This window comes from Streptomyces sp. HUAS MG91 (genome assembly GCF_040529335.1).
GTDB classification, from domain to species: Bacteria; Actinomycetota; Actinomycetes; order Streptomycetales; family Streptomycetaceae; genus Streptomyces; species Streptomyces tabacisoli.
Window position 1 is genome coordinate 4,606,460 of the sequence record NZ_CP159534.1, and the last position, 11,551, is coordinate 4,618,010.

Sequence of the window (11,551 nt, forward strand, 5' to 3'; positions counted from 1 at the left end):
CAGGAGGACCGCACGTGAGTCAGTACGTGTCCAGGTTCCGCCGTACCGGAGCGGGTGCGGGCCCCGCCCGTCTGCGCTTCCCGTGCGCGCAGCGCCGTCCCCGCCGCATCGCCATGCTCAGCGTCCACACCTCGCCCCTGCACCAGCCGGGCACGGGTGACGCGGGCGGGATGAACGTGTACATCGTGGAGCTGGCCAAGCGCCTGGCCGCGATCAACATAGAGGTCGAGATCTTCACCCGGGCCACCACCGGCGGCCTGCCGCCGGAGGTCGAGCTGGCCCCCGGCGTGCTGGTCCGGCACGTCGACGCGGGCCCCTACGAGGGCCTGGCCAAGGAGGACCTGCCCGCCCAGCTGTGCGCCTTCACGCACGGGGTCATGCAGGCCTGGGCGGGCCACCGGCCCGGCTACTACGACCTGGTCCACTCGCACTACTGGCTCTCCGGGCACGTCGGCTGGCTGGCCGCCGAGCGCTGGGGCGCCCCCCTCGTGCACGCCATGCACACCATGGCCAAGGTCAAGAACGCCGCGCTCGCCGAGGGCGACACCCCCGAGCCGGCCGCCCGCGTGATCGGCGAGACCCAGGTCGTGCGCGCCGCCGACCGGCTGATCGCCAACACCGCGGGCGAGGCCGACGAGCTGATCCACCACTACGAGGCCGACCCCGGCAAGGTCGCGATCGTCCACCCCGGGGTGAACCTGGAGCGGTTCCGCGTCGCCGACGGCCGCGCCGCCGCCCGCGCCCGCCTCGGCCTGCCCCAGGACGCCCTGATCCCGCTCTTCGCGGGCCGCATCCAGCCGCTGAAGGCGCCCGACATCCTGCTCAAGGCCGTCGCGGTGCTGCTCGACGAGCGCCCCGAGCTGCGCACGCGCATGGTCGTGCCGGTCGTCGGCGGCCCGAGCGGCTCCGGCCTCGCCAAGCCCGCCGCGCTCCAGAAGCTCGCCGCACAGCTGGGCATCTCGGACGTCGTGCGGTTCCACCCGCCGGTCGGCCAGGACCAGCTCGCGGACTGGTTCCGGGCCGCCTCCCTGCTCGTCATGCCCTCCTACAGCGAGTCCTTCGGGCTCGTCGCCATAGAGGCGCAGGCGACCGGCACGCCGGTGCTCGCCGCGTCGGTGGGCGGGCTGCCGGTGGCGGTGCGGGACGGGACGACCGGCTTCCTGGTCGACGGCCACGAACCGGCCGCGTACGCGCGCGTGCTGCGCGAGTTCGCCGACCATCCCCACCTCGTGGACGGCATGGGCGCCGCGGCGGCCCGGCACGCGCAGCTCTTCGGCTGGGACACGGCCGCCGCCACCACGGCCGACGTCTACACCGCCGCGATGCAGGAACACCGCCGTCACGTACTCTCGCACCATGGCTGACCAGCACCCGGCACACGAGGTCATCGCGGCGTTCCTCAAGGACGCCGAGCTGGAGTGGGAGAGCCCGGAGCCGGGTGCGTACGTCGTCACACTGCCCGGCACCCGCAAGCTGTCCACGACGCTCTCGCTGCGGGCCGGCCGGCACAGCCTGTCCCTGAACGCCTTCGTGATCCGCCACCCGGACGAGAACGAGGCGGGGGTGCACCGCTGGCTCCTGGAGCGCAATCTGCGCCTGTACGGGGTCGGCTACGCCGTCGACCGGCTCGGCGACATCTACCTCACCGGCAAGCTGCCGCTGGCCGCCGTCACCCCCGACGAGCTGGACCGGCTCCTCGGCTCGGTCCTCGAAGCCTCCGACGGCGCCTTCAACACCCTCCTGGAGCTCGGCTTCGCGAGCGCGATCCGCCGCGAGTACGAGTGGCGGGTGGCGCGCGGCGAGCCGACCCGCAATCTGGACGCGTTCACACATCTGATTCAGAGCCCGCCCAAGTAGCGGCAGTATCCCGCCATCCCGTCACGCCCTTGCTGCACGCCTCTGGTCGGCGTCGCGGTCGTCGTGGCATGCTCGCGCTCGGCACTGACATGAACAACGTTCACATATCTGTACTTCGTTGATCGGTACGTCGATGAAGGGTGGCAGGGATGCGGGACCTCAGTAGGCGCGGTGTTCTGGGTGGCGTTCTGGGCGGGGCGGTCGCCGTGGCGGCCGGCGCGGTGACCGAAGCCGGGGCGGGCGTCGCCCAGGCCGCACCCTTCGGCGAAGTCCCGGACATCTGGCACGAGTTCACCAGGACTCCGTACACCCACCCGCAGATCCCGTACATCGGCCGCGCCGGATACCGGGCCGGGCGCGGACACCGCTTCGACCGCCCCGGACGCGTGCTGCGGGCCGAGTCCTACGGCGCGGTCGCCGACGGTGTCACCGACTGCGCCCCCGCGATCAACCGTGCCCTCGCCGCCGCCGGAAGGGCCGGCGGGGGCACGGTGCTGCTCGGCAAGGGCACGTACCGGATCGACGACCTCCTCCACATCGGGCACGACCGGGTCGTCCTCAAGGGCGCGGGCAGCGCCGCCACCAGGCTCTACGCCACCAAGAACCTCACCGAGCTGATCGGCGTCTACGGTTCCCGCTACGGCGGCGACAAGTCGTCCTGGTCCTGGGCGGGCGGCCTGATCTGGCTCTGCCCTGCCGACCGGTTCCGTACGCTCACGGACGCGATCAGGGCGAAGGCCTGGCCGTTCGAGGGCTGGACCGGCAACCGGCGCGACGAGTGGCGGACCCTGACGGCCGTCGCACCGGCGAGGCGGGGCGCGTGGTCGGTGACCGTCGCGGACCCCGCCCGCCTGCGCAAGGGCGATCTGGTCCTGCTCCGCCTCGCGGACGACCCCGGCCACACCCTCCTGGAGCACATGGCGGGCGGCGGCCCGGGTCCGGAGGCGTACGTCTGGGACGACAAGACCAAGCTGACGTCCTACGTGCCCTACGAGTGGCCCGTGCGCATCGCCTCGGTCCGCGGCGACCGGGTCACCTTCGAGCGGCCCCTGCCGCTGGACGTGCGCCCCGAGTGGGACCCTCGGCTGACCACGCACGTGAAGGCGCTGACCGGCGCCGGGGTCGAGGGCCTGACCCTGGAGGCGGTGGAGACCGCGCAGTCCCCGCATCTGCTCGACAAGGGCCACAACGGCGTCGCGCTGCAATGCACGTACGACTGCTGGGTCGACGACGTCACCGTGTGGAACGTCGACAACGGCTTCGGGCTCGTCGCGGCCTCGGCCTCCACCCTGCGCCGCACCACGGTCGGCGGCCGCGGCGAGCACCACCCGTACTTCTGCCGCGAGGGCTCCCACGACAACCTGATCGAGGACTTCACCCTCACCGCGCGCACGGTCCCGGCGCCCTCCGGCACCCAACTGCACGGCATCAACGTCGAGGGGCTGTCCTCGTACAACGTCTGGTCGCGCGGCCGCATGGAGATGGGCACCTTCGACTCGCACCGCGGGATGCCGTTCGCGAACGTACGCACCGACATCACGGTGGACAACGACGGGCAGCACGGCGGCGACGCCTCGGCCGGGCCGCTGTTCGGTGCGCGCTTCACGCACTGGAACATCAGGGTCACCAATGAGCGCGCGGGACTCATGAAGATCGACGGCCTCGCGCCGTGGAGCGCGACGGTCGGCCTCAACACGGTCCGTGAGTTCGGGCAGACCGACGTCCCCGACTTCACGGGGGAGCTGCACACGCGCCTGGAGCTGTACGGGACCACGGACACGGTCCGGCCGCGCAACCTGTACGACGCGCAACGACAGCTGTAAGGGCCGCGGTCAGCCGAGCGCGACCATGCGGACGACGGTGACCGTGAGGACGGACCCGGAGACGTAGTAGAGGACTATCGCCCCGCCGACCGTCGCCTCGCGGCGGTCGCGCTCGCCCGCCACCGAGCAGGAGCCGTGCCCGTACGGGTCGTGGGCGAGGGTGCGGGTCATCTCGGCGCGGAAGGCGTCGGGGTTCGCCATCTTGACGAGGGTGTCGTCGGCGGGCGGTGCGTACGCGATGCGGCAGGGGCTGCGCCTGCGACGGCGGCTCAAGCCGGGCCCCGCCTCTCCGCCTCGTCGCGGGCGAGCCGGGCCAGGATCGCGTCGGCCTCCGGGTCGGGCACCGCCTCCAGCATCCAGTGCCGCATGACCGCGTGGATCTCGTGGACCCCCGCCGCGTTGATGTCCTGGTCGAACTCCGTGCGGCGCTCGGGCGTGAGCGCCGCACGGATCGCCGGAATGCTGTTCGGGACGTCGACCTCGATCCCGCCCACGAGGGTTCTGGGCGGTTCGTCCGTTCCCGCGGAGGTCCTTGGTGCTTCGGGCATGTTCGGGTACGTACCCGAACAAGTGCCGCTTCACGCCGGGGCGTTCTCCGGGGTTCCGGCCGACTCCCGGGCCGGGGCGACCTGTTGGACCTCCTGGACCTCGTGGACGGTCTCCTCCGCGTGCAGGCCGCGCATCAGCGCCCAGTACCCGCCCGCGGTGACCGTGCCGAGCGCGGCGCACCCCGCCCACAGCCAGCCCGCACCGGCCGAGTCGAGCACCCAGCCGCCGGCCAGCGGCGCGACGAGAGCCGCCGCTGACCACGACATCGTGTAGACGCCCTGGTAGCGGCCGCGCCCCTCGGCGGGGGCCAGCCTGGCCACGAGGCCCGACTGGGTCGGCGCGTTCACCATCTCGCCCAGCGTCCACACCACGACGGTCAGCGCGTACGCGGCCAGCGACCCGGCGAAGGCGGTGAGCGCGAAGCCGTAGCCGATGAGGAGCGAGGAGACCGCGAGGAGCCGGCCCGGGTCGCGGTGCTGGATGAACCGGGTCAGCGGGATCTGCAGGGCGACGATGACGACACCGTTCACGGCGGCGACGAGCCCCACGTCCGAACTGCTCAACCCGTTCTCGCCCATCACGATCGGCAGGCCGACCGAGCTCTGCGTGAAGACGACCGCGACCAGGAACGACAGCCCCACCATGACCATGAACCGGCCGTCGCGCAGCACCGTGCCCATGGTGACGGCGGGCGCCGCCGAGATCCGCGGGCCCGGTTCCGGACGCGACTCCTTCACCTTCACGAAGACGACGCAGGCGCAGGCCAGCGTCATGCCGGCCTCGACGAGGAAGCCGAAGGTGTAGCTCTGGGCGACCAGGAAACCGGCGTACACCGACGAGATCGCGAAGCCCAGGTTGATCGCCCAGTAGTTGAGCGAGAAGGCGCGGACGCGGTCGTGCGGCGGCACGATGTCGGCCATCATCGCCTGGATCGCGGGCCGCGAGGCGTTCGAGGCGAGGCCGAGCGCGAAGCCGGTGACGGCGATGGAGACCGGGTCGCGCACGAAGGCCAGGACGGCCACGGTCGCGGCGGTCGCGAGCTGCGCGCCGAGCAGGGTGGGCCGCCGCCCGAGCCGGTCGGCGAGCACGCCGCCTAGCATCGACGCGATGACACCGCCGGCCCCGATGAGCGAGGCGACCAGACCGGCGTACGCGGCCGAGAAGCCGCGCGCGGCGGTCAGGTACAGGGCGAGGAAGGTGAGGACGAAGCCGCCGAGCCGGTTCACGAGGGTGCTGGTCCACAGCCACCAGAACTCGCGCGGGAGCCCGGCGACCGCCTCCTTGGAGGCACGTCTGAGCGCGGCGACTGACATGGGTGCATCCCCCCGGGCAGAAGTAAGCGGTAAGGCAGGTTTGCACAACTTACGTGCCGGGTAGCGGTAGGGGCCACTCAATTGACGGGGACCGTCAATCGGCGCGTGTCACGGGTGTCGATTAGGCTCGGCCCCATGGCCGACGCACCGTACAAGCTGATCCTCCTCCGCCACGGCGAGAGCGAGTGGAACGCGAAGAACCTGTTCACCGGATGGGTGGACGTCAATCTGAACGAGAAGGGCGAGAAGGAGGCGGTCCGCGGCGGTGAGCTGCTCAAGGACGCCGGCCTGCTCCCCGACGTGGTGCACACCTCGCTCCAGAAGCGCGCCATCCGCACGGCCCAGCTGGCGCTGGAGTCCGCGGACCGCCACTGGATCCCCGTCCACCGCTCGTGGCGCCTGAACGAGCGCCACTACGGCGCCCTCCAGGGCAAGGACAAGGCGCAGACGCTCGCCGAGTTCGGCGAGGAGCAGTTCATGCTGTGGCGCCGCTCGTACGACACCCCGCCGCCGCCGCTCGACAACGACGCCGAGTACTCCCAGTTCTCCGACCCGCGCTACGCGACGCTCCCGCCCGAGCTGCGCCCGCAGACGGAGTGCCTCAAGGACGTCGTCGTCCGCATGCTCCCGTACTGGTTCGACGGCATCGTCCCCGACCTGCTGACCGGCAAGACGGTCCTGGTCGCGGCCCACGGCAACTCGCTGCGCGCCCTGGTCAAGCACCTGGACGGCATCTCGGACGCGGACATCGCGGGCCTGAACATCCCGACGGGCATCCCGCTGGCCTACGAACTGGACGCCGACTTCAAGCCGCTGAAGCCGGGCGGCACGTACCTGGACCCGGACGCGGCCGCGGCGGCGATCGAGGCTGTGAAGAACCAGGGCAAGAAGAAGTAAGCCCAATGCATCAGGCCTCCTACCAGCGCTTTCTTCGCCGGTAGGAGGCCTGATGTCGTGTCTGGGCCGTGCTTGGGCCGTGACGCTAGATGGCCTGCCTCTTCCAGAGGCGGGCGGTCACCCGGAACGTGATGAGGAAGATCCCGACGCCGACGGCATAAACGGGAGCCTCCACCCAGAGCGCGAGGGCGCCGCCTGCGCCCCCGACCACTGCGAACGAAAGTCCGCGAGGGGCGATGACGATCGTTACGCCGAAGCGTGGCACCATGGTGTTCTCCATGGGTTCCTCCTAGTTGACTCAATGACAAGGCGCCTAATGGAGATCGAAGGCCACCCATTGCACTGGGTGGCCTTCTCGCTTCCCCGCTAGTGGACGGGACGATATTGCACAGGCGTCACTTCACGCAAATCCCTACCTGATTGCGGAATTTGCACTTACGCATAGATGTTGTGTCGGTCGACATGCTTCGGCTGTGGCCACTCCTTTTGTGTCCCATTTCCAGCAAGCCTTCGTTCCCTCGACCCTGTGGGCCTTCTTCCGTGCTGAGGGCCGCCTTTGTAGTGTCTGGCGGGATGGCCCTCCAGACAGACGGCCGCCCGGCCGACCGGGAGGGCGGCCGGGCGGCCGGGCGGATGGACGTTCAGGTGGCTGCTAACAGAGCTCCTCCTTGCCCCGCTCATCTGCGGTTTCGTGGGAGATTGTGGTTCCGGTAGAACTTTCACGGATGGTGTTTCCACTTCGGGATGTCTGTTGGTTTCGTGGGAGATTGTGGTTCCGGTAGAACTTTCACGGATGGTGTTTCCACTTCGGGATGTCTGTTGGTTTCGTGGGAGATTGTGGTTCCGGTAGAACTTTCACGGATGGTGTTTCCACTTCGGGATGTCTGTTGGTTTCGTGGGAGATTGTGGTTCCGGTAGAACTTTCACGGATGGTGTTTCCACTTCGGGATGTCTGTTGGTTTCGTGGGAGATTGTGGTTCCGATAGAACCTTCACAGACGGTGTTTCCACTTCTGGGAGTCCGCAGTCTCATCGAGCTTCAGCCCTCAGAGGGAGCAAAGTCAGAGGCCACAGCGCTACGCGTACGCTCCTGGCTGGACGGCATCAGGTGCGCGTACACGCGCAGCGTCAGTCCCGGATCTGAGTGGCCTAGGTACTCAGCGAGAGCCTTGATGTTTTCCCCGGCATCCAGGAGCACCGACGCGTAGAAGTGCCGCAGCGCGTGCATACCGTTCTCTCGTGACTCGGCGTACGGCTCCCCGCGCTCAGGAACCGGGATCACCCCGGCGCCGGCCAGCGCCCGCTTCCACGCCTCCTCGTTCAGCGACGTACGCCAGACGTGACCGCCCCGAGGCCCGGTGAAGATCAGCCGCTTGGTCACTGGTGGCCCGTCCGCGACCTTCCACGGCAAGGTGATCTCGACCGGCGGGAACCGCTTCATGTGGGCGCGGAGCGCGTCAGCGACCGAACCAGGAAGCGGTACGTCCCGCAGCTTGCCGCCTTTGGGCGGGGCGAACACGGCCTTGCTGCGGCTCAGCTTGAGTTGCTGGACCACGTGGAGCGCGTCCATCTCGAAGTCGATCGCGTCGACGGCGACGCCGAGGATCTCGCCTTGGCGGAGCCCGCAACCGGCGCCCAGGTCGACCATGGCTTGGAAGCGCTCGGGCATGGCGGCCCGGACGGCGAAGACCCGCTCTGGCGTCCACGGGAGCACGCGCTTGGTGTCGATGACCGGCGGTCGGACGGAACGAGCGGCACAGGGGTTCCGGGGAAGGTGTCCGTCGTCCACGGCGGCGCTCAAAGCAGCCCGTACGTTGGAGTAGATCGTCCGCGCGTACGACCCCCTGACACCGTTCTCCTGGAGTTGCCGCACCCAGTCGCGGACGTGCGCTGGCTGGAAGGAGCCGAGCGGGCGCGTACCCAGGTACGGGAAGGCGTGCAGCCGGAGCTGTGACTCCATCGAGGCTTGGGTGTTCGGGTCGGCCCCCTGAGTAACCACCCAGCGTTCTGCATACTGCTGGAACGTGATCCGTGCGGCGCGTGGATCGATGTACTGACCGCGGGCCATGTCCGCCTCGATGTGCGCCAACCACTGGTCTGCGAGGCGCTTTTGCCGGTCGGGGAAGCTCTTGGACTTCTCCGTACCGTCCGGGCCAATGTAGCGAGCGCGGTAACGCTGTCCTGTCCCGTATCGGTCGGTCTTGACCTTGCGCGACTTCCCATCCGGGCCGGTCTCGGTTCTGTACCAGCGGTCTTGGACGTGCCCGGCCATCAGGCGGCAGCCCCTTCCCGTAGCGACTCGACCCAGGCTCGGACGTCCACGGGGTCGTAGCGCAGATGCCGGCCGACCCGGAAGCCGCGCGGGCCCGTGCGCTTGCGACGCCACTGATAGACCGTCTCGACGCTGGGTAGGTCGAACATCGCCACCAGGTCATCAGGAGTCAGAAAGCGCGATGGCAAGGCCCGCGACTCGGCAGCCACGTCGGCGACGGCGAGGTGTCGGCTAGCCATGGGTGGGCTCTCCTTCTGTTCCTGGGGCGGGTTCGAGGGTTTCGGCGAGCCAGGTTTCGGTGTCGGTGAGGCCGGTTCCGGCGTAGACCCAGTGGGCGAGGACGAGGGTCGTGTCCGGGGCATACGGATTTTCGGAGGTGGCCAGGCCGTTGCTCGCTGCTGCGGCTTGGGCTCGGCGCCATCCGGCGCGGGCCGTGCGGAGAGCGCCGAGGGTGGTGGAGTAGCGGCGGGACTTGGTGGAGAAGTGGCCGCGGAAGCCGAGCATGTGGGCCCAGGCCCGGAGCCGGAGTTCTTCAAGTTCCTTGCGGGAGCCGAGGGCCCAGGCGGTGCGGACCATGCGGCGGGCGTGGTCGCTGATGTCGAACTGGGCGAGTTCGGCGAGAAACTTGAGCGGGCGGTCGAGTGCTCCCGTCGCTGTCTCGGCGCCCTTGGTCGCGTACTTGGCGATGTACGCGGCGACGGCTCGTTCGGTGAGTTCTTGGCCGCCGTCGAAGTCGGCGGATCGGATGGTGCGCACGTCGAGTTGGCGGCCGAAGGCGAAAGCGTGGGCGCGGTGGTCGATGACCGGGCCGTCCACCTGGGCGGCGGTGGTCGCGGTGCGGATGGCGTCGGTGAGGAGTTCGGCGGTGGCCCAGGCGGGCGGTGGGGTGTCGCCGCCCTCGGGGCCGTCGATGCGGATGACGGCGTGGAAGTGGACGGCGCCGCGCTTCTGGTACTCGGCGACCTTGGCGAAGGAGACGCGGGCGTAGTCGCGGAGGGTGCGTTGGGAGAGGCCGGCGCGCTTGGCGACCTCGCGGCGGAGGTAGATCGAGAAGCGTCGCCAGAGCAGGCCCGCGTGAGCGTTCCAGAGCACGGCTGCGTCGTAGTCGTAGGTGCCCGGGTCGAGCGGGGTGCCGAGGGCGGCGTCTTCCTGGTCGTGGAGCACGCCGCAGCGGCAGGGGCGGATCGTTCGGGCCGGGCCGGTGGGGCGGTTGTGGACCGGGCCGAAGCCGGGGGCGGTGAAGGTGGCGAATACGCGGGGGTGAGCGGCGACGCGTTCGGGGACACCCTTGCCGCCGCGCAGGCCGGAGGTGATCAGGTGGAAGGTGTCGCGGCGGTAGACCTCGGCGCAGGCCGGACAGCGGGTCGAGCGGCGGTTGTTGCAGCGGACCAGGAGGTGACCGGCCGGGAGGGCGGTGGAGTCGAGGTGGTGGAGGACGTTGCCGATCTCGCCCGTACCGGTGTTCAGTGCGTGTTCGGTGCGGTGGCCGTCAAGGCGGATCGGGTGCGTGCAGCCGCCGAGGCCGGAGAGCTGGCGCAGGAGCGCGGGCATGGTGCCGAGTGCGGCCAGTTCGCCGAGTTCGGACAGCGGCGGCGGGGTGGCGCGGGTGATGATGGTCTTCTCCTTCTGGCTGAGGTCAGGAGGGGTAGGGCCCCGGGGCGGCGGATGCTTGGCGGTATCAAGGCCGCCCCGGGGGTCTGTTGTGCTGGTGGTGTCAGCGGCGGTGGGAGTCGCGGAGTATCGAGCGCAGGACCACGGCCGCGATGGCCACGGAGATGGCCGTGACGGCGACGGCGGCCAGGAGCGCGGTCAGGACGACGCCGCCGACGAGGACAGTCACGACCGCGCCGGTGCTGACGGAGATCTGCGGGATCGGCCGATGAACAGGAGCCGGATCGGTCGGCGCGTGCGTGTGCGCGGGCGGCGGGGTCGGGCTGTCGGGGTACTTGGGCAGGAACACGGCAGAACTCTCCTTGCCTACTCGTCAAGCACCCGGCTGCGCTCCGCTCCGCCGGGCGGGCTTCCCGGCTCCGCTCGGGGCTGCGCTCATGCCTTCGGCCCGCGCCGCCCCGGCTGCGCCGACGCCCGCCCACAGTGGATAGGCCCGGAGGCATGAGTCGAGCCCCCGACACGTATCCGGCCACCGGTCACAGACGATGCCTCCGGCGGGGGGTCGGCCGGCACCGGGTGGGAGGGGGCGCCGTTCCCGGCCGCGGGCACATCGTGGCGAGCGTTGGGGGCTCCCATCCCGTCCACCATCGACCCAGGCAGAGCCGAGCAGACGCGGCCCATGGCGTCCAGGTCGTTCGTACAGTGGCGCGCTCCACCTGGACGCCATGAACCACGCCCGCGCCACAGACGTGTGGGTCGACGGCGGACGGGATGGGAGCTGAGGTGAGTGGTGGGCTGAGGAGGATGCGAAGGTCCCGGACCTTCACTTCCAAGGATCAAGAGCCTCAACTCAGGTCCTGATTTAATTAAACCAGGCAGGGAGGGGGTTTTACCTACGAATCCCTTGCCAGTCGGGGGCTGTTCGGGCACACTCGACCTCAAGGGCGGCGCTGGGTCTTTGGCGTTGGTTCCACATGTGCGGCCTGACCTGCGGAAATGGCCAACGCCCCGCGGCTCCAGGGCAGTTGCACCTCGGGAATGCTAGAGTCGCCCCGCCCGCAACAGAAAAACGACATGCCAATAGGACGCTTGCGTCACCTTCCACAGATAACAAGCGTCCAACGGCTTTAGGAGGTACTTGAGTGCCCGAAGAGCACCAGCCCACCGTAATCCATAACTCATTATGGAGCAACGGTTCCGCACAACGTAGCGGCGAGTGCGCAGCTTGCG

General features: G+C 69.7%; 12 protein-coding genes. 4 read left to right on the top strand and 8 right to left on the bottom strand.

Translation table 11 applies throughout. From position 1 onward, the window contains the following. Nucleotides 1-14 precede the first annotated feature (14 nt). From mshA to ABII15_RS20970, 3 genes are all read left to right on the top strand, one after another. Nucleotides 15-1,364 (top strand): D-inositol-3-phosphate glycosyltransferase, encoded by a 1,350-nt coding sequence (mshA, locus tag ABII15_RS20960; RefSeq protein WP_353943849.1) that lies wholly within the window; start codon nt 15-17, stop codon nt 1,362-1,364. After that, on the top strand, nt 1,357-1,857 hold the full coding sequence (locus ABII15_RS20965; protein ID WP_353943850.1) for a YbjN domain-containing protein: 501 nt from the start codon (nt 1,357-1,359) through the stop codon (nt 1,855-1,857). Before mshA ends, ABII15_RS20965 begins: the two co-directional genes overlap by 8 nt. Before the next feature lie 149 nt (nt 1,858-2,006). Continuing rightward, a complete protein-coding gene (locus tag ABII15_RS20970) occupies nt 2,007-3,680 on the top strand; it encodes a glycosyl hydrolase family 28-related protein (RefSeq protein ID WP_353943851.1) in 1,674 nt (557 codons plus the stop codon). A gap of 9 nt (nt 3,681-3,689) precedes the next feature. Here the strand turns inward: ABII15_RS20970 and ABII15_RS20975 are convergent, their stop codons facing one another. The 3 genes from ABII15_RS20975 to ABII15_RS20985 form a co-directional block, all read right to left on the bottom strand. Beyond that, the gene (locus ABII15_RS20975) at nt 3,690-3,881 is read right to left on the bottom strand and encodes a hypothetical protein (RefSeq protein ID WP_353947134.1); all 192 of its coding nucleotides are present in this window, start codon (nt 3,879-3,881) and stop codon (nt 3,690-3,692) included. Nucleotides 3,882-3,949: 68 nt separating this feature from the next. Beyond that, nucleotides 3,950-4,228: a hypothetical protein gene (locus tag ABII15_RS20980; protein ID WP_353943852.1), complete on the bottom strand. Its 279-nt coding sequence runs from the start codon at nt 4,226-4,228 to the stop codon at nt 3,950-3,952. Nucleotides 4,229-4,258: 30 nt separating this feature from the next. Continuing rightward, nucleotides 4,259-5,542, bottom strand: a complete 1,284-nt coding sequence (locus ABII15_RS20985; RefSeq protein ID WP_353943853.1) for an MFS transporter — start codon at nt 5,540-5,542, stop codon at nt 4,259-4,261. A gap of 135 nt (nt 5,543-5,677) precedes the next feature. Between ABII15_RS20985 and ABII15_RS20990 the strand changes: the two genes are divergently transcribed. Continuing rightward, nucleotides 5,678-6,439 (top strand): phosphoglyceromutase, encoded by a 762-nt coding sequence (locus ABII15_RS20990; protein ID WP_353943854.1) that lies wholly within the window; start codon nt 5,678-5,680, stop codon nt 6,437-6,439. Nucleotides 6,440-6,524: 85 nt separating this feature from the next. On the opposite strand, the gene ABII15_RS20995 is transcribed toward ABII15_RS20990, so the two are convergent. The 5 genes from ABII15_RS20995 to ABII15_RS21015 form a co-directional block, all read right to left on the bottom strand. Next, nucleotides 6,525-6,719 carry a hypothetical protein gene (locus ABII15_RS20995; protein WP_353943855.1) on the bottom strand — a complete coding sequence of 65 codons (195 nt, stop codon included), beginning with the start codon at nt 6,717-6,719 and terminating at the stop codon, nt 6,525-6,527. 758 nt (nt 6,720-7,477) lie between these two features. Next, nucleotides 7,478-8,710: a site-specific integrase gene (locus ABII15_RS21000; RefSeq protein WP_353943856.1), complete on the bottom strand. Its 1,233-nt coding sequence runs from the start codon at nt 8,708-8,710 to the stop codon at nt 7,478-7,480. Beyond that, a complete protein-coding gene (locus ABII15_RS21005; RefSeq protein ID WP_353943857.1) occupies nt 8,710-8,949 on the bottom strand; it encodes a helix-turn-helix domain-containing protein in 240 nt (79 codons plus the stop codon). The genes ABII15_RS21000 and ABII15_RS21005 overlap by 1 nt, the downstream gene beginning before the upstream one ends. Further along, complete coding sequence (locus ABII15_RS21010) at nt 8,942-10,261, bottom strand: replication initiator (protein WP_353943858.1); 1,320 nt, start codon at nt 10,259-10,261, stop codon at nt 8,942-8,944. Before ABII15_RS21010 ends, ABII15_RS21005 begins: the two co-directional genes overlap by 8 nt. A 163-nt stretch (nt 10,262-10,424) precedes the next feature. Continuing rightward, a complete protein-coding gene (locus tag ABII15_RS21015) occupies nt 10,425-10,670 on the bottom strand; it encodes a SpdD protein (RefSeq protein ID WP_353943859.1) in 246 nt (81 codons plus the stop codon). Between the last annotated feature and the right edge of the window lie 881 nt (nt 10,671-11,551).

What these genes read in the sequence shown, in the direction of transcription:
- ABII15_RS20965 (WP_353943850.1), top strand. Translation starts at nt 1,357, where the DNA reads ATGGCTGACCAGCACCCGGCACACGAGGTCATCGCGGCGTTCCTCAAG.
- ABII15_RS20970 (WP_353943851.1), top strand. Translation starts at nt 2,007, where the DNA reads ATGCGGGACCTCAGTAGGCGCGGTGTTCTGGGTGGCGTTCTGGGCGGG.
- ABII15_RS20975 (WP_353947134.1), bottom strand. Translation starts at nt 3,881, where the DNA reads ATGGCGAACCCCGACGCCTTCCGCGCCGAGATGACCCGCACCCTCGCC.
- ABII15_RS20980 (WP_353943852.1), bottom strand. Translation starts at nt 4,228, where the DNA reads ATGCCCGAAGCACCAAGGACCTCCGCGGGAACGGACGAACCGCCCAGA.
- ABII15_RS20985 (WP_353943853.1), bottom strand. Translation starts at nt 5,542, where the DNA reads ATGTCAGTCGCCGCGCTCAGACGTGCCTCCAAGGAGGCGGTCGCCGGG.
- ABII15_RS20990 (WP_353943854.1), top strand. Translation starts at nt 5,678, where the DNA reads ATGGCCGACGCACCGTACAAGCTGATCCTCCTCCGCCACGGCGAGAGC.
- ABII15_RS20995 (WP_353943855.1), bottom strand. Translation starts at nt 6,719, where the DNA reads ATGGAGAACACCATGGTGCCACGCTTCGGCGTAACGATCGTCATCGCC.
- ABII15_RS21000 (WP_353943856.1), bottom strand. Translation starts at nt 8,710, where the DNA reads ATGGCCGGGCACGTCCAAGACCGCTGGTACAGAACCGAGACCGGCCCG.
- ABII15_RS21005 (WP_353943857.1), bottom strand. Translation starts at nt 8,949, where the DNA reads ATGGCTAGCCGACACCTCGCCGTCGCCGACGTGGCTGCCGAGTCGCGG.
- ABII15_RS21010 (WP_353943858.1), bottom strand. Translation starts at nt 10,261, where the DNA reads ATGCCCGCGCTCCTGCGCCAGCTCTCCGGCCTCGGCGGCTGCACGCAC.